Raw genomic sequence first — 16,365 nt, forward strand, 5'->3', positions numbered from 1 at the left:
CCCGTTGAACGAAAGCCGCCAGCCGCCCGCCCGCTTCAACGCGGCCCGCTATTGCATCGGCGAGAACGCCCGCCTCCGGCCCGAGAAGACCGCCCTCATCCTCGTGGGCGACGGAACGGAGGCGCGGCTCACCTTCGGCGAGGTGGACCGGGCGGTGCGCGGCATCGGCGCGGGGCTTCTACGGTTGGGGCTCAAGCCCGGCGACCGGGTGATGATCCGCATGGGCAACGATGCGGATTACGCCCTGCTGCATTTCGGGGCGATGGCGGCGGGACTCGTCTCGCTGCCCTCGTCGCCGCAACTGACGGAGGGCGAGGCCGCCTTCCTGATGGGAAATTCCGACGCGGCGGCGGTGGCGCTGGCAGGCGGCTGCACCGTCGAGCCGGATGTCCTGGCCGGGCGCACCGTCCTCGACGCAGCTGCCATCGCGGCATTGAAGACCGGCGAACCGCTAGCCGACTACGCCGACACGGCTGCCGACGACCCGGCCATGCTGATCTACACCTCCGGCACGACGAGCCGGCCGAAGGGCGTGCTGCACGGCCACCGGGCGACCTACGGCCGCCGGCCGATGCTCGCTCACTGGATCGGCATCACCGAATCCGACGTGATGCTGCACGCCGGCACGATGAACTGGACCTACACGCTCGGCGTCGGCCTGTCCGACCCGTGGTCGGTGGGCGCGACGGCGGTGCTCTACAATGGGCCGCGTGATCCGGGCGTCTGGCCCCGGCTGATCGCCCGCTACGGCGCGACGATCTTCGCCGCCGTGCCGACCCTCTACCGGCAGATCCTGAAATACGGCGACCTGCCCGCCCACGACCTCACCAGCCTGCGCCACGGCTGCACGGCGGGCGAACCGCTCTCCGTCGAGTTACTCGACGCCTGGAAGAAGGCGACCGGCAAGCCGCTCTACGAAGCCCTCGGGATGAGCGAGATCTCGACCTACATCTCCAGCGGCCCAACCATCCCCGTGCGTCCGGGATCGCCGGGCAAGCCGCAGCCGGGGAGGCGCGTGGCGATCCTCCCCGTCGAGGGCGAGCCGGAGCCGCTGCCGCTGGGCGAGAGCGGGCTCCTCGCCGTCCACCGGTCGGAGCCGGCGCTGATGCTGGGCTACTGGAACCGGCCGGACGAGGAAGCGGAGGTGTTCCGTGGCGAGTGGTTCGTCGGCGGCGACCTCGCCCGTTTCGATGAGGACGGCTACCTCTGGTTCGAGGGCCGCAACAACGACCTGATGAAGGCGATGGGCTACCGCGTCTCGCCAAACGAGGTCGAGGTGGTGCTCGGCGCCCACCCGGCCGTGGCCGAGGTGGGCGTGGCCGAGTTGCCGGTGCGCGCCGACGTGTCGGTGATCTGCGGCTTCGTGGTGCTTCAGCCGGGCGCCGCCCCGGATGCCGGGGCGTTGCTCGACTGGTGCGCGGACCGCCTCGCCGCCTACAAGCGCCCCCGCGAGATCCGCTTCCTCGACGCCCTGCCGAGGACCGCCAACGGCAAGGTGCAGCGCAAGCGCCTCGTGGCGGCGTCGCAGGACTAGAGCAGCGTCCCGCGCAGGATCAGCAGCGCCACCGAGAAGTAGATCACGAGCCCCGTCACATCGACGAGCGTCGCCACGAACGGCGCCGAGGCGGTGGCGGGGTCGAAGCCGATGCGTTGGAGCAGGAAGGGCAGCATCGAGCCGGCGAGCGACCCGAAGGTCACGATGCCCACAAGCGCCAGCCCCACCGTCGCCGCCACCAGCGGCCAATGCTCCCCGTAATCGTAGAGGCCGAGCTTCTGCCACGCGACGATGCGCACCACGGCGATCACCCCGAGGATGCCGCCGAGCACCAGTCCGGTGGGCAGTTCGCGCAACGCCACCTTCCACCAGTCGCGCAGGCGCACCTGATGCAGCGCGAGGGCGCGGATGAGGAGCGAGGTCGCCTGCGAACCGGAGTTGCCGCCCGAGCTCATGATGAGCGGGATGAACAGGGTGAGGACGATGGCCTTTTCCAGCTCGCCCTCGAAGCCCTGCATCGCCGAGGCGGTCAGCATCTCCGAGAGGAACAGGGCGCAGAGCCAGCCGGCCCGCTTCCGGATCATCGTGAGGAAGCCGATATCCATGTAGGGCTCGGGCAGCGCCTCCATGCCGCCGAAGCGCTGCACCTCCTGCGTCTGCTTCTCGATCATCGCGTCGATCATGTCGTCCACGGTGACGATGCCGATGACGTGGCCCACCGCATCCACCACCGGCAGGGCGAGGAGATCGTATTTCGAGATCAGGCGCGCGGCCTCGTCGCGGCTGGCCGTGGGCGAGACGGCGAGCGGCGCACGGCCCGGCGCCACGGTGAGCACGTTGTCCTCCGGGTTGCCGGAGAGGAGCCGCCGCAGGGGCACGGCCTTCGTCAGCGCGCGGGTGCGCGGGTCGAGCACGAAGATCGAGTAGATCGTCTCCCGCGTCTTCTCGACGTGGCGGCAATATTCGAGGGTCTGGCCCACCGTCCACGTGCCGGGCACGGTAACGAACTCGGTCGTCATCAGCGAGCCGACGGTCTCCTCGCCATAGGCCGAGAGCCGGTCGACGGCGCCCCGCGTCTCGGCGTCGAGGCGGGCACGCAGGTCGGAGCGGCCGGGCTCCTCGATCTCGCGGAACACGTCGGTCACGCGGTCGGCGGACATGCCCGACAGGAACGAGGCCACCCGGTCGCGGGGCAGCATCTCGATGATCTCGCTGGCGCGTTCGAGTTCGGGCTGGTCGAGCACTTCGACCGCCTTCTCGATCGGCAGGCCGAGCAGGATCGCCGTGGCGACTTCCGGCGCCTCGGTATTCAGCGCCTCGACGATGTCGGGGGCGCGCTCGTCAGCCAGCCTTGCGGCCAGGGCTGCGGGTTCGACGCGGGCGTCGAAGGGAGCCATCTCGTTCATGACGCGCCTCATGGGACGAGGCGGCGCGCCTCAGGATGTCAGGCCGCTCCCGGGCCGCTCGCCGGTCCCGCAGGCCGGCGCGAAGACGGCTTAACGGAAGCGACGGCGCAGGGCCGGGCGCGGCAGGCACGATCGGTCGGGCACGTCGCTTCACGGGTCTGGGATTGAAGGGGCCGCAGCCCCGCATAAGCGGTGCCGCGCGGCTGCGTCGTGCGCTGCCCCGCAGCGTCCGTCAAGCACAAAGCAGCAACTCAGGGTTATCGGATGACCGGTGTGACTGTGAGAAATATAAGCTCGTGTCCGCTTGTATTGCGCGCCAACAAACGGTTATATCCTGCATATCGCAGGGCCGAGAGGCGCAGCGCTCCGGGAGACCGGATCGCGGGCCGATCGGGATGACTGCGGCAAAATCAGACGGTCCGTTTGCCGGACCGGTGGCTCTAACACTTGAGGATGGTTCAGATGGCTTGGTCTGCCCCCGTCGTGTCCGAGATCTGCGTCGGCATGGAAGTCACCAGCTACGAGTCGGCCGAGATCGACACCTTCAACTAAGTGGTTCGCGATCTTCGGATCGCAGCCCGGTTGACGCTACACACCCAATCCGAAATCTTATCAGGAGGAATTATAATGGCTTGGTCTGCTCCCGTCGTGTCCGAGATCTGCGTCGGCATGGAAGTCACCAGCTACGAGTCCGCTGAGATCGACACCTTCAACTAAGTCGATCCGGGACCGTTAGGTCTGAGAACGCCGCCTCCTTCGTGGGGCGGCGTTTTTCGTTTGGGCTCAGCCCACGAACAGGCCGGCGATGGCTGCGCTGGTAAGATTCGAGAGCGAGCCCGCGAGAATCGCCCGCAAGCCGTAGCGCGCCACCTCGGATCGGCGTTCGGGGACGAGGCTCGAAAAGCTCGCGAGCTGGATCGCGATGGACGCGAAGTTCGCGAAGCCGCAGAGCGCAAAGCAGACGATGGTCTGCGAGCGCGGATCGAGGGTGCCGGCTTTCAGCGTCGGCGAGAGGGAGGCGTAGGCGAGGAATTCGTTGAAGGCGAGCTTCTGCCCGATGGCGCCGCCGACGATCCCCGCCTGCTCCCACGGCACCCCCAGCAGCCACGCGAGCGGCGCCAGGACGCGGCCGAGCACGGCTTCGATGGACAGGCCGGGCCATCCCAGCAGAGTGCCGCCCCAGCCGAGGATTCCGTCCGCCAGGGCGATGAGCCCGACGAAGGCGATGAGCATCGCGCCGACCGAGACGGCCACCGCGAGGCCCTTCTGCGTGCCGTCCGCCGCCGCCTCAATGACGTTGGCCGCCCTCGCCTCCCCGAAGGTGACGCGCGTCGAGGTGATGCGGGTCGGCTCGGAGGAGGGAAACAGGATCTTGGCGTAGAGCAGCCCGCCGGGGATCGCCATCACCGAGGCGGCGAGCAGGTAGGCCATCGGCACGCCGAGCGCCGCGTAGCCCGCGAGGATCGCGCCCGCTGTCGAGGACGCGCCGCTCGACATCACCGCGAAGAGCTCGGCCCCGGTCAGCATCGGAAGGAAGGGGCGCAGGGCCACCGCGATCTCGCTCTGCCCGATGGCGATGGTGATGACCGCCGAGAACGATTCGATGGGTGACGTGCCGAGCACCCGTTGCAGGCCGGCGCCGAGGATCCGCGCCGCCGCCTGCATGATCCCGAAATGATAGAGCACGCCGATCAGCGCGGAGACGTAGAGGATCTGCGGCAGTACCCGCAGCGCCAGGATGAAGCCGGAGCCGCCGAACAGCTCGAACATGCGCGGTTCGACCAGCCCGCCGAACAGGAAGGCGGTGCCCCGGTCGCCATAGGCGAGCAGCGTCGCGACGGTGTCGGCGGCCGCGTGCAACGCCGCCTGCCCCGCCGGCACGAACAGCACGAGCGCGCCGAGACCGATTTGCAGGGCGAGCGCGCTAATCACCACCCGTGGCCGCACCAGCCGGCGGTTCACCGAGAACAGGAAGGCGACGGCGAGGAGCAGCGCGATGCTCAGGGCCGCGTGGATCAGGCGTTCGATCATTCCACCCGGGATGGAAGGATCGTACCAACAGTCAAGCTTCGGTTGCGCTGACCGGGACGATGTAGGGAAGGAACAGCGCCCGCACCTGATCGAACCCCCATTCGAGGTCGGCCGCATCGAGATCCGCCTTGCCCTGCAGGTGAAAGCTCATCCAGTGGCTCGATACGATCCAGGCATTGTCGAGGAGCCGCGTCAGCGCGTCCGGATCGATGCGCAGGCGCCCGGCCTCGGCGGCGGCTTCGAACACGCCTCGCGCCAGTGCTTGCGTCCGCTGCCGCAGGGTGCGGACCTCGCCGCGCAACGCGGGCGCGATCTCCACCATGGCGATCCCGTCGCGGTAGATGCAGCGGTAGCGCCAGATCAGGTCGAACCAGGCCCGCTGATAGGCCGTCAGGGCATCGGCCTGCTCGAAGTCCGCCGGCAGGCGGCCCGCCACCGCTTCGGCCTCGGCGGCGAAGGCGGCGAAGATCGCCTCCACCAAAAGGCTCTTGCGCGGAAAATGGTAGTGCAGGTTCCCCTCGCGCATGGACGAGGCGGCGGCGATCTCGGCCGTCGTGACGCGGCCGATTCCCCGGGCGTTGAACAGCGCGAGGCTCGCCGCGACGATCCGGTCGCGGGTGCGCGGGGTGGTAGCGCTCGGGATCGGTGTCGCGCGGGTCATCACGGATCGTCTTTAGGGTATCCACCCTAGACAGGGAAGCCCACCGGGCCTATCACCCCCTGAGATCCGGCACCGCCGGAGGGAGGCCGGGAGAGCAGCTTGGCTCAACGATTCCGCCTGCAGGGAAGCGTCGCCCTCGTGACCGGCGCAGCCAGCGGCATCGGCGCCGCCCTGTCCACGGCGCTGGCGTCGCGGGGCGCCTCGCTCATGCTGATCGACCGCGACGCGGAAGGCTTGGCCGTCACCGCCGCACGCGCCAAGGCAGCCGGCGCGGACACCGAGTGTCGCACCCTCGACCTCGCCGACGCCTCGGCCATCGCCGCGCTGCCCGAGGCGGTCGCGCAAAGGTTCGGCCGGCTCGATCTCCTCGTGAACAATGCCGGCGTCGCCCTGGGCGGGCGCTTCGAGGAAACGCATCTCGACGATTTCGAGTGGGTGCTCGACGTGAACCTGCGGGCCGTGATCCGCATGTGCCACGCCTTCCTGCCGATGTTGAAGGAGCGGCCGGCGGCGCAGATCGTAAACATCTCCAGCCTGTTTGGGCTGATCGCGCCGCCCGGCCAAGCGGCCTATTGCACCAGCAAGTTCGGGGTGCGCGGCTTCACCGAATCCCTGCGCCATGAATATGCCGGCACGGGGCTCGGCGTCAGCGTCGTGCATCCCGGCGGTGTGGCGACCTCCATCGCCCGCAACGCCCGCAACCCGCGCCTGTCCGACGATCCGGCCGAAGCCGAAACGATGCGGCAGGCGGCGGAGGCCGGGCGGGTCGCTTTCGAAAAGCTGCTCACCCTGTCGGCGGACGACGCCGCCGCCGCCATCCTGCGGGGCATCGAGCGGCGCGCGCCGCGCATTGTTGTCGGCAAGGATGCGCGGAACGCCGCGCTGATTCAGCGCCTACTGCCCGCCGGCTATTGGCGGGCGATCCTGCGCCTCTCCGGCGGAAAGGTCTGAGATGGCGAGCCTGCGTGCCTATATCGGGGCCTGGATGGTCCGCCGCCGGGTGAAGGCCCCCCTGGCGGGCGCCAAGAGCATCGACGACGTGCGCCGCATCCTCGGCGGCGCCTCATTCCCCGACCCGCGCGACGCGACCTTCGAGGTGGGCAGCCTCGGCGGTGTGCCGGGCGAATGGATCCGGCCGGTCTCGGGAAAAGCGTCGCGGCGGCTGTTCTACGTCCATGGCGGCGGCTTCGTCGCCTGCTCGCCCCGGACGCACCGCCCGGTCACAGGCGCCTTCGCGCGGCGGGGCTTCGAGGTCTTCGCGCCGGATTACCGGCTGGCGCCCGAGCATCCGTTTCCGGCGGGGCTCGATGACGTCATCGCCGCGTGGAGCGCGTTCCGTGCGGCGGGTCCTGCGAGCCTCGCGGGCGAATCGGCGGGGGGCAACCTCGCTCTGGCGCTCCTGCTGGCGGCGCGGGACCGGGGCATTCCCCTCCCCTCGGCCGCGTGCCTGTTCTCGCCCGTCACCGACCTCGCCGCCGTGGACGGCTCGCGCGTCTCGAACGGAAGTCGGGATGCCATGTTCCACGCCCAATCCATCGCGGAAGTGGCGCCCGTCTATGTCGGCGAGGGCGATCCGCGCACGCCCCTCGCCTCGCCGGTCTATGGCGACCCGACCGGCCTGCCGCCGTTGCTGTTCCATGTCGGCGACCGCGAGATCCTGCGCGACGACGCCGTGCGGATGGCCGACCGGGCCAAGGCGGCGGGGGTCGAGACGCGGCTGCGGACTTTCCCCGTCGTGGCCCATGCGTGGCAATTCGCCGATCAGGTTCTCCCGGAAGCCAAGATCTCCCTCGACGAGGCGGCCGAGTTCCTGAAGCGCCATGCCGGCCGGGAGACCCACGCATGAGCGCCGCCACGGACACGGACGGTGTGCTCGCCGTGCTCATCGTCGGCGCCGGATTCTCCGGCGTCGCGATGGCGATCCGCTGCCGGCAGCAGGGCATCGGGCCGATTTCGGTGATCGAGAAGGGGCCCGGCATCGGCGGGACGTGGCGGGAGAACACCTATCCGGGTGCCGCCTGCGACGTGCCCTCGCATCTCTACTCCCTATCCTTCGCGCCGAAGGCCGATTGGAGCCGCCTCTACGCCAAGCAGCCGGAGATCGAGGATTACCTGCGCGGCGTCGCCGAGCAGTACGGGCTGATGCCGCTCATTCGCTTCGGCACCACCCTGCGCCGGGCGGTCTGGGACGAGGCCCGCGCCCTGTGGCGGGCGGAGACGGATCGCGGCGAGATCCTGGCCCGCGCCATCGTCTCCGGTGCCGGGGGGCTGCATCATCCGTCGATGCCGAACATTCCCGGCCGCACCGACTTCGCCGGGGCGAGCTTCCACACCGCCGCCTGGGACCATTCCGTCGACCTGAAGGGCCGGCGGGTCGGCATCGTCGGCACGGGGGCGAGCGCGATCCAGGTGGTGCCGGAACTGGCGGGCCATGCCGCGCACCTCACGGTGTTCCAGCGGACGCCCCCCTGGATCATGCCCAAGAACGACCGGGCGATCCCGGAGGCGCGCAAGGCGCGCTACGCCCGCTTTCCCGTCTTGCGGCTGCTGGAACGGTGGCGCCTGTTCTGGCGCCTCGAATTCCCGGCGCTCGTCGGGTTCACCCGCGTCTCGAAGGTGACGGCCCAGGCCGAGGGGATGGCCAAGCACAACTTGCGCAAGGCCGTGCCCGACAAGGCCCTGCGCGAGAAGCTGACGCCGCAATACCGCTTCGGCTGCAAGCGCGTGCTGCTGTCGGACGAGTACTACCCCGCCCTCCAGCGGGACGACGTGACCCTGGAGACCGGCTCCATCGCCCGCATCCTGCCCGAGGGGGTCGAGATGACGGACGGGACGAAGCACGACCTCGATGCCATCGTCTTCGCTACCGGCTTCGACGTGCTCGGCGGGTCGCTGCGCACGGAGGTGGTCGGCCGCGGGGGGCGCCGCCTCGCCGAGGCGTGGTCGGACGGGATGCAGGCCTTTCAGGGCATCACCGTCGCGGGATTCCCGAACTACTTCATCCTGCTCGGCCCCAATACCGGCATCGGCCACAACTCGATCATCGCCATGATCGAGATCCAGGTCGATCACGTCATCGGCTGCCTCAAGGCCCTGGCCGAGGGCAGGCAGGCCATCGAGGTCAGCGAGCCGGCGCAGGTCCGGTTTGTGGAGCGCATCCGCAACCGGATGAAGGAGAGCATCTGGCAGGCCGGCGGATGCCGCAGCTGGTATCTCGACACTCAGGGCCGCAACACGACCCTTTGGCCGGATTCCGTGCTGGCCTACCGGCGCAGCGCCCGCCGCGCGCGGCTATCGGACTACCGCCTGCGCTGACGCTCAGGCGACCTTCCGCAGCGGTACCGCGAAGGTTTCGAGCACCGTTTCGGGCGGCATCGGTCGGCCGAGATGGTAGCCTTGGGCGAAGGGGCAGCCCATCTCGCGCAGGGCGACGAGGTCGGTCTCCGTCTCGACGCCCTCGGCCACGACTTCGAGGCTCAGCGCCTTGCCGAGGTCGATCACCGCCTGCACGAGCCCACGCTTGTCGCCCGCCTCGTTGAGGCCGGTGACGAGGCTGCGGTCGATCTTCACGCGGTTTACGCGCAACTGCCGGATGCGCGACAGGGACGAGTAGCCCACGCCAAAATCGTCGATGGCGATGCTCACGCCGGCCCGCGACAGCGCGCCGAGCTTGTCCGACACGGCGGCGGCGTCCAGCGCAGTGTCTTCCGTCAACTCGATCTCCAGCCAGTTCGCCGGCAGGCCGTAGGCTTCGAGCTTATCGAGGATCAGCCCCTCGATCGGCGTCTGGGTCAGTTCGCGCGGGCAGACGTTCATGGCGATGCGGATGTCGGTCGCGCCGTGCTCGGTGAGCGCGAGCTTCATCCGGTAGACGCTGTCGAGGATGTGGCGCAGCAGCGCCTCCGACAGGCCGATCACCCCGGCGGCGGCGATGATATCCGGCGGCGGCACCCAGCCGTGGCGCGGGTGGCGCCAGCGCACCAGGGCTTCCAGCCCCGCGAGGTTGCCCTCACGGACGCGGAAGATCGGCTGGAACCACACCTCGACGGCGCCCTCGGCGAGGGCGTCGGGCAGGTCGCGCTCGGCGTCGCGGCGCATGTCGAGGCGGTCGCGCAACTCGTCATCGAAAATACGATAGCGGTTCCGCCCGGTGGACTTGGCTGCGTACAGGGCCTCGTCGGCCCGGACGAGGCCCTCGGTGAGGCTGTCGCAGGCGCCGAGATGGATGCCGATGCTGATGCCGACGCGGTCGGTGTCGAACCGGTCGAAGGGCTCGGCCACCGCCGCGATGATCGCCTTGGCGAGATCGCGGACCGTCACACCCGCCACGGCGGGATCGTAGAGGATGGCGAATTCGTCGCCGCCCAGCCGGCCGACATGGCCGCAGGCCGGCACCTGCGCCCGCAGGCGGCGGCCGACCTCGGCCAGGACCTGATCGCCGGTCTTGTGGCCGTAGATGTCGTTGACCGATTTGAAGCCGTCGAGGTCGAGCAGCATCAGGCAGGGGGCGGGCGTCGCCTCGGCCTGTTCCGCGAAGCCCGCGCGGTTGAGGAGGCCGGTGAGCCCATCGCAGATCGCGCGGTTCGCCATGCGCGCGGCGAGTGCGTTGGCCTCGTTCTTCAACCCGCTGGTCCGCCGGAAGTTGGCCTCCGTCTCGAAGCAGGTGCGCATCAGCGCGACCAGATACACCAGGGTCGTCACCGCGAGGCATTCGCGCTCGAAGCCGCCCGTGACGAACAGGCATCCCACCACCGAGACGAGCGGCGGCGTGATGAAGAAGACGGGGATGCGCGCAAAGGACGTGCCGTAGCTCACCGCCCCGGCGGTGATGCCGCAGGTCACGACGAGGTAGAAGACCGCCTGCGGCGTGGTGTACGCGGCGCAGAGGAACGGCACGCAGGCCCAGACCAGTCCGGACAGGAAGGCGCCGAACGCCATCAGTTCCAGCCGCCGGTCGATGGCCGTGGCGGCCGCATTGGCCTCGACGGGGGTGGCGTCGTCGAGCCCGACACAGAACGCCCGGCAGAGATAGACCCGCAGGAGGTTGGCGATGGTCGAGGCGGCGAACCAGATGCCCCCGGCCATGGCGTGGTCCGCGCGGATCGCCACCGCGAGACAGGTAAGGCCGAGAATCAGGTTAATGAAAAGAGCGCGCAGGACGCTTCGTCTGGCAGCATCCAACTGATCGCGCCGAATGGCACGCCGAAGAATCCGCTCCGGTGGAGCGACGATTCCCATGTCAGCACTCGGCTCTAAGCTTGTGCCTGCTTGAGCGGCCATCGCCCCGTTCCCTGCTCGGTATCCGAAATACAAGCCGAGCGTAAATAATTCCTCCAGTGCCACTAGAGCGTGAATCCTGGCGTGAACCGTGCCTCCCGGCCGACGTTCTGAGGACGTCCCGACAGAGCATGGTGAGGATTCGATGGATCGGCACGAGGAGTACATGGCGGAGGCCGTGCGGATCGCGCGGGCCAACGTCGCCGAAGGCGGCACGCCCTACGGCGCGGTCATCGTGCGCGACGGTACCGTCGTCGCCACGGCGCCGAACACGGTCCATCTCAGCAAGGATGCCACCGACCACGCCGAGATGGTCGCCATCCACAAGGCTAGCCAAGCGCTCGGACGGAAGAACCTGTCGGATTGCGTGATGTACGCGAGTGGGCGCCCCTGCCCGATGTGCCACGCGGCCATGCGGCTCGCCGGCTTTAAGGAAGGCTACTTCGCGTTCAGCGCGGAGGAAGCGCAGGAATGCGGCGCGGGGAGCGCCGACATCTATGCCGAACTCTGCCGGCCGCTGGACCAGCAGCCGATGCGGCTCAAGCAGATACGTCCGGAAGGCGCCTCGCCCTATCCGGAATGGGAAGCGCGTCAGAAGGGCTGACGCGCCGCTCCCGTACGGCGCTCAGTGGGTCCAGGGCGCCGTGCGGTTGAACTTGAAGTTGTCGGAATAGGACAAGCCCTTGCGCGCCATTTCCTTGCCCGGCTCCTCGACGCGGTAGGTGATGCCCTCGCGCTGGGCGTAGGCCACGGCCTCCTCCCGCGTCTCGAATTCCAGGCGCACCTGCTGCATCATGTCCTTCGAGCCGTACCAACCCATGAGCGGGTCAGTCTCGCGCGGGCTCGTCTGGTCGAAGACCAAAACCCATTGCTTGGTGCGGGCGAGGCCCGATTGAGACGCATCCTTGGTGGGGCGGTAGATGCGGGCACTCGGCATGGGGTTTTCGAAAGCTCCTGGTGTCGTGCCCTGCGGAGGATGGTCGGGGCGATAGGATTCGAACCTACGACCCCCTGGTCCCAAACCAGGTGCGCTACCAGACTGCGCCACACCCCGACGGCCATCCACGGCACAAGAGCCGTACCCGTTCGGCCCCGCCTCGGCAAGGAGGCGGATGCGCCACCCCCGATGCCAGGCGGTAAAGTTCATTCGGGACAAATGTCTCGGAACCTCCGGGCACATCAGGTCATTGTTTCAGCGATTACAAAATCTGGAGGAATGTCTGATGAAGGTTACTCGCGCGCTCGGTGCTGCCGCCGTATTCGTCCTGATGTCCGGCGCTGCCTACGCCGCTCCGTGCGCCACCGGCACCACGGCCTCCAAGTCCCCGGACAAGACCATGAATCCGAAGAGCTCGGATGTGGACAAGTCGAGCGCCAACCTCGCGGGCGGCAACCAGCCGGCCTCGCCGGGCACCGTCGGCGCCATGAACAATGCCGGCGCCACGCAGGCTCCGACCCAGACCGACGGCACGACCAACAAGGACGGCGCGAACGCCGGCTCGAAAAACATGGCCGGCGGCAACCAGCCCGCCTCGCCGGGCACTGTTGGCGCCATGAACAACGCCGCCGCCGCCAAGTCCACGACCAACATGGCCGACAAGGATTGCTGATCTCATTTGAGATGAGCTGAAGGAAACCCGTCCGGCGCCGCCGGGCGGGTTTCTTTTTGCCGCGGCTCTGGCGACGGTTGAATCGCCGGCCTGTTCGGTGCACGCACCCGCCGATGCGCGTGGACCTCTTCGATTTCGATCTGCCCGAGGCGAGCATCGCGCTCCGCCCTGCCGAGCCGCGGGACGCGGCGCGCCTCCTCGTGGTGGCCCCAGGGCAAACCCTGTCCGACAGGGTGATTCGCGATCTGCCGACCCTGCTGAGGCCGGGCGATGCCCTCGTCTTCAACGACACCCGCGTGATTCCCGCGCGGCTGCACGGCGTCCGCACCCGCCCCGGCGCACCGGGCCAGCGCACGGAGGTGATGCTCCACATGCGCGAGGCCCCGGACCGGTGGCGTGCCTTCGCCCGCCCGGCAAAGCGCCTCGCCCCCGACGATGATCTCACCTTCGGGCAGGCCGCCGAGGGCACAGCCTGCGAGGCGACGCGCCTGCGGGCGAGTGTGGCGGAGAAGGGCGAGGCCGGCGAGATCGTCCTGCGCTTCGAGCTGGCGGGGCCCCTCCTCGATGAGCGGATCGCCGCCCTCGGGGAATTGCCGCTGCCGCCCTACATCGCCGGCAAGCGCCCGGCCGATGCCCGCGACGCCAGCGACTACCAGACGGTCTATGCCCGCGAGCCCGGCGCCGTCGCCGCGCCCACCGCCGGCCTGCACTTCTCCGATGCGCTGCTCGGCGCCATCGACGCGGCGGGGCTCAGCCGGCACCACGTCACGCTGCATGTCGGCGCGGGCACCTTCCTGCCGGTCAAGGCCGACGACACCGACGGCCACCGGATGCACAGCGAGATCGGCGATCTCGACGCCGACACCGCCGAGGCTTTGAACCGCACGCGGGCGGCGGGGGGGCGCATCGTCGCCGTGGGCACGACCGCGATGCGGCTTCTGGAGAGCGCGGCGGGCGAAGACGGACGGATCGCCCCCTTCTCCGGCCCCACCGACATCTTCATCACGCCAGGCTACCGCTTCCGCGCGGTCGATGCCCTGGTGACGAACTTCCACCTGCCGCGCTCGACGCTGTTCATGCTGGTGAGCGCCTTCTCCGGCCTCGAGACGATGCGGGCGGCCTATGCCCACGCCATCGAGACGGGCTACCGCTTCTACTCCTACGGCGATGCGAGCCTGCTGTTTCCGGCCGCAGCGGGAGCCACGCGATGACCTCCGAGACTGCGACGACGTTCGGCTTCACCCTCCACGGGCAGGACGGCGCCGCCCGCACCGGCGAAATCGCCATACCGCGCGGCACGATCCGCACCCCGGCCTTCATGCCGGTCGGCACCGCCGCCACGGTGAAGGCGATGTATGCCGATCAGGTCCGCGATCTGGGCGCCGACGTCGTGCTCGGCAACACCTATCACCTGATGCTCCGGCCCGGCGCCGAGCGGATGGCCCGCCTCGGCGGCCTGCACCACTTCATGCAATGGAGCGGGCCGATCCTCACCGATTCGGGCGGCTTCCAGGTCATGTCCCTGTCGGCCCTGCGCAAGATCGACGAGAGCGGCGTGACCTTCCGCTCGCATATCGATGGCACCGCCCATGCCATGAGCCCGGAGCGCTCCATCGAGATCCAGGGCCTGCTCGGCTCCGACATCCAGATGCAGCTCGATGAATGCGTGCGCCTGCCCGCCGAGCGTGACGAGGTCGAGAAGGCGATGCGCCTGTCGCTGCGTTGGGCCGAGCGCTGCAAGGTGGCTTTCGGCGAACAGCCGGGGAAGGCGATGTTCGGCATCGTGCAGGGCGGCGACCTGCCCGACCTCCGCGCCGAGAGCGCCCGCGCCCTCGTGGACCTCGACCTCAAGGGCTACGCCATCGGCGGCCTCGCGGTGGGCGAGCCGCAGGCGGTGATGTTTGCGATGATCGAGGCCACCGAACCGCACCTGCCGCAAGACAAGCCGCGCTACCTGATGGGCGTCGGCACGCCGGACGACATTCTCGGTTCGGTCGCGCGCGGGATCGATATGTTCGATTGCGTGATGCCGACCCGCGCCGGTCGTCACGGCCTCGCCTATACCCGCCACGGCCGGGTGAACCTGCGCAACGCCCGCTGGGCCGAGGCCATCGAGCCCCTGGACAAGCAATCGACCTGCCCCGCCGCCCGCGACTATTCCCGCGCCTATCTCCACCATCTCGTCCGCTCGAACGAGATCCTGGGGATGATGTTGCTGACGTGGAACAACCTCGCCTACTATCAGGACCTCATGGCCGGCGCCCGCGCCGCCATCCGCGAGGGGCGCTTCGCCGATTACTGCGCTGAAACCCGCGAGGGCTGGGCACGGGCCGAACGGCAGCCCGCCTGAGGGTTCAGCGCGCCAGCACCCGGTAGAAGCCCTGCGGATCGTCCCCGCCGCCTCGCGCGGCGTCCTTCAGCCCGGCAACGACCCGCGCCGCGATGGGCAGGCGGTAATGCAGGGCATCCCAGTAGTTCGTGTTCTCGGCCGTGACGGGGGAGATCCGGCGGAAGTCAATGACCAGGGCATGACGCCGCGCGCCAATCTCCGCCGCCTTCGCCTTGCAGGCCTCCTCCCGGCGGCCCATCGGTGTTCCGGGTTGACCCTGCGCCCCCGCATGGACTGGCATGAAGGCGACGATCTTTTCAGTTTCGGACGGGAGTGATGCGAGCACCGCGTCGAGCGCGTCGAGGGCCGGGAACGGCGCCTCGGGCGGATCGGAGGGCGCGTTCGGATCGCCCGACCCCGCCGCGATATGGGCGTTGGCGCGGGCGGCGTCGTAGCTCGCCTCGGGGGGGGTGAATACGCCGTAGCCGTCGCCCCGGATACGCGGGCGACCATCCCCGAACCGCACCTGTACCGCGTTCACCGCCGCCGTCAGGCCCCGCAGGTTGGCCTGACGCAGAACGCCCCAGGGCGCCCCTTCCTCGTAGAGCCAATCCGGGAAGGCGTGGCTTGAGCGCGCGGCCGGATGCGCGGCACACCATGGCGCGTCGAGCCCGAACAGCACCGCCTTCACCGGGCGCCGGGCCAGGAACAGGGCGGCGAGACGCATCTGCTCGTCGGGCGTGGCGGCGTTCACCGCGAGGTTCGCGAAATGGGCATTGAGGGCCGCGTCGAGCATCGCCGGATCGAGGAGCCGCGCCGTCGAGGTGCCGAAGACGGCAGCATTGAAATCCCCGCCCCGCGCGATGGCCGGGTAGGAGAGCCGTTGGTTCGTATCCACGATGGGGCCTGGCGGATGCCCCGGCGCCGCCCGCAGGCCATAGGGATCGGCCGCCGCGATGAAGGCGACGATGGCGAGCCCCGCCAGGAGCGTCGCGCCGAGGGCATCGCGGGAGAAGCGCCGCCACGCGGTAGTGGTGGGAATCGTCGGGCTCACGCGGGGCTCGTCGGCGGCGATTGCGTCGCTTTTTCGGCGTCCCCCGCCAGCGCTGCGACGAGGGCGGGGCCGAAGTCGCGCAACTCGCGCAGATGCGCCTCGGTCAGGTCCTGCAGCAGCGCGGAGGCGTGCGGCGTGAGGCTCAGCTCGGCGCGGCGCCGGTCCTGCGTACCCCGCGCCTTGGTGAGCAACCCGGCCTCGACCATCCGCGACACCAATTCGGCGGCGGTGTGCGGTGCGATCATCAACTGCTCCGCGAGCAGCCCCACCGTGGCCGGTCCGCCGCCGCCGTGCCCGGCAATGGTCAGCAACGCCTGATGTTGCTGCGTCGGGAGGCCGTGCTTGGCCGCCTCCGCCTCGCTGAAGGCGAGGAAGCGGCGCAGCCGGTACCGGAAGGCCGCCAGCGCCGCGTATTGCTCGGGCGAGAGCCCATCGTTCCGCTCGGCGCTCATACCTGCCTCCGACCCCACCGCACTGGAATATATCGTAACACGATGTATTT

At 69.3% G+C, this 16,365-nt stretch carries 17 protein-coding genes and 1 tRNA gene; 10 read left to right on the forward strand and 8 right to left on the reverse strand.

Annotated features, from left to right (window positions below; genetic code table 11):
* Positions 1–4 precede the first annotated feature (4 nt).
* Complete coding sequence (locus tag AAHF99_RS07080) at positions 5–1,534, forward strand: acyl-CoA synthetase (RefSeq protein ID WP_342163380.1); 1,530 nt, start codon at positions 5–7, stop codon at positions 1,532–1,534.
* On the opposite strand, the gene mgtE is transcribed toward AAHF99_RS07080, so the two are convergent.
* A complete protein-coding gene (gene mgtE, locus AAHF99_RS07085) occupies positions 1,531–2,901 on the reverse strand; it encodes a magnesium transporter (protein WP_243957664.1) in 1,371 nt (456 codons plus the stop codon). The two genes, AAHF99_RS07080 and mgtE, sit on opposite strands and share 4 nt — an antisense overlap.
* Before the next feature lie 462 nt (positions 2,902–3,363).
* Between mgtE and pqqA (AAHF99_RS07090) the strand changes: the two genes are divergently transcribed.
* A complete protein-coding gene (pqqA, locus tag AAHF99_RS07090) occupies positions 3,364–3,453 on the forward strand; it encodes a pyrroloquinoline quinone precursor peptide PqqA (protein ID WP_007559225.1) in 90 nt (29 codons plus the stop codon).
* 75 nt (positions 3,454–3,528) lie between these two features.
* Positions 3,529–3,618: a pyrroloquinoline quinone precursor peptide PqqA gene (pqqA, locus tag AAHF99_RS07095; protein ID WP_007559225.1), complete on the forward strand. Its 90-nt coding sequence runs from the start codon at positions 3,529–3,531 to the stop codon at positions 3,616–3,618.
* Positions 3,619–3,684: 66 nt separating this feature from the next.
* Here the strand turns inward: pqqA (AAHF99_RS07095) and AAHF99_RS07100 are convergent, their stop codons facing one another.
* Together AAHF99_RS07100 and AAHF99_RS07105 are read right to left on the reverse strand one after the other, a co-directional pair.
* Positions 3,685–4,932 carry a NupC/NupG family nucleoside CNT transporter gene (locus AAHF99_RS07100; RefSeq protein ID WP_342163381.1) on the reverse strand — a complete coding sequence of 416 codons (1,248 nt, stop codon included), beginning with the start codon at positions 4,930–4,932 and terminating at the stop codon, positions 3,685–3,687.
* 31 nt (positions 4,933–4,963) lie between these two features.
* Positions 4,964–5,593, reverse strand: coding sequence for a TetR/AcrR family transcriptional regulator (locus AAHF99_RS07105; protein ID WP_342163382.1), 630 nt, complete (start codon positions 5,591–5,593; stop codon positions 4,964–4,966).
* A gap of 99 nt (positions 5,594–5,692) precedes the next feature.
* Here AAHF99_RS07105 and AAHF99_RS07110 point away from each other — a divergent pair, with 99 nt between their 5' ends.
* The 3 genes from AAHF99_RS07110 to AAHF99_RS07120 are packed head-to-tail and all read left to right on the forward strand — an operon-like array spanning position 5,693 to position 8,908.
* Complete coding sequence (locus AAHF99_RS07110; RefSeq protein ID WP_342163383.1) at positions 5,693–6,544, forward strand: SDR family NAD(P)-dependent oxidoreductase; 852 nt, start codon at positions 5,693–5,695, stop codon at positions 6,542–6,544.
* 1 nt (position 6,545) lies between these two features.
* Positions 6,546–7,439 (forward strand): alpha/beta hydrolase, encoded by an 894-nt coding sequence (locus tag AAHF99_RS07115; protein ID WP_342163384.1) that lies wholly within the window; start codon positions 6,546–6,548, stop codon positions 7,437–7,439.
* The gene (locus AAHF99_RS07120) at positions 7,436–8,908 is read left to right on the forward strand and encodes a flavin-containing monooxygenase (protein WP_342163385.1); all 1,473 of its coding nucleotides are present in this window, start codon (positions 7,436–7,438) and stop codon (positions 8,906–8,908) included. The genes AAHF99_RS07115 and AAHF99_RS07120 overlap by 4 nt, the downstream gene beginning before the upstream one ends.
* A gap of 3 nt (positions 8,909–8,911) precedes the next feature.
* Here AAHF99_RS07120 and AAHF99_RS07125 read toward each other — a convergent pair whose 3' ends face one another.
* Positions 8,912–10,678: a putative bifunctional diguanylate cyclase/phosphodiesterase gene (locus AAHF99_RS07125; protein ID WP_342163386.1), complete on the reverse strand. Its 1,767-nt coding sequence runs from the start codon at positions 10,676–10,678 to the stop codon at positions 8,912–8,914.
* A 337-nt stretch (positions 10,679–11,015) separates the two neighbouring features.
* Between AAHF99_RS07125 and AAHF99_RS07130 the strand changes: the two genes are divergently transcribed.
* The gene (locus AAHF99_RS07130; protein WP_342163387.1) at positions 11,016–11,474 is read left to right on the forward strand and encodes a nucleoside deaminase; all 459 of its coding nucleotides are present in this window, start codon (positions 11,016–11,018) and stop codon (positions 11,472–11,474) included.
* A 21-nt stretch (positions 11,475–11,495) separates the two neighbouring features.
* Here AAHF99_RS07130 and AAHF99_RS07135 read toward each other — a convergent pair whose 3' ends face one another.
* Both AAHF99_RS07135 and AAHF99_RS07140 read right to left on the reverse strand, forming a co-directional pair.
* The gene (locus tag AAHF99_RS07135) at positions 11,496–11,807 is read right to left on the reverse strand and encodes an ETC complex I subunit (protein WP_342163388.1); all 312 of its coding nucleotides are present in this window, start codon (positions 11,805–11,807) and stop codon (positions 11,496–11,498) included.
* Positions 11,808–11,847: 40 nt separating this feature from the next.
* A tRNA-Pro gene (locus AAHF99_RS07140) sits at positions 11,848–11,924 on the reverse strand.
* Positions 11,925–12,093: 169 nt separating this feature from the next.
* Between AAHF99_RS07140 and AAHF99_RS07145 the strand changes: the two genes are divergently transcribed.
* The 3 genes from AAHF99_RS07145 to tgt all read left to right on the forward strand — a co-directional run bounded on the left by AAHF99_RS07145 (position 12,094) and on the right by tgt (position 14,830).
* The gene (locus AAHF99_RS07145; protein ID WP_342163389.1) at positions 12,094–12,480 is read left to right on the forward strand and encodes an exopolysaccharide production protein YjbE; all 387 of its coding nucleotides are present in this window, start codon (positions 12,094–12,096) and stop codon (positions 12,478–12,480) included.
* A gap of 113 nt (positions 12,481–12,593) precedes the next feature.
* Positions 12,594–13,691, forward strand: a complete 1,098-nt coding sequence (gene queA, locus AAHF99_RS07150; protein ID WP_342163391.1) for a tRNA preQ1(34) S-adenosylmethionine ribosyltransferase-isomerase QueA — start codon at positions 12,594–12,596, stop codon at positions 13,689–13,691.
* Complete coding sequence (tgt, locus tag AAHF99_RS07155; RefSeq protein WP_342163392.1) at positions 13,688–14,830, forward strand: tRNA guanosine(34) transglycosylase Tgt; 1,143 nt, start codon at positions 13,688–13,690, stop codon at positions 14,828–14,830. Before queA ends, tgt begins: the two co-directional genes overlap by 4 nt.
* Positions 14,831–14,834: 4 nt before the next feature.
* Here the strand turns inward: tgt and AAHF99_RS07160 are convergent, their stop codons facing one another.
* Positions 14,835–15,863, reverse strand: a complete 1,029-nt coding sequence (locus tag AAHF99_RS07160; protein ID WP_342163393.1) for a hypothetical protein — start codon at positions 15,861–15,863, stop codon at positions 14,835–14,837.
* A complete protein-coding gene (locus AAHF99_RS07165; protein ID WP_342163395.1) occupies positions 15,860–16,315 on the reverse strand; it encodes a MarR family winged helix-turn-helix transcriptional regulator in 456 nt (151 codons plus the stop codon). Before AAHF99_RS07165 ends, AAHF99_RS07160 begins: the two co-directional genes overlap by 4 nt.
* Positions 16,316–16,365: the final 50 nt, after the last annotated feature.

This window comes from Methylobacterium litchii, from assembly GCF_038442315.1.
GTDB lineage: Bacteria > Pseudomonadota > Alphaproteobacteria > Rhizobiales > Beijerinckiaceae > Methylobacterium > Methylobacterium litchii.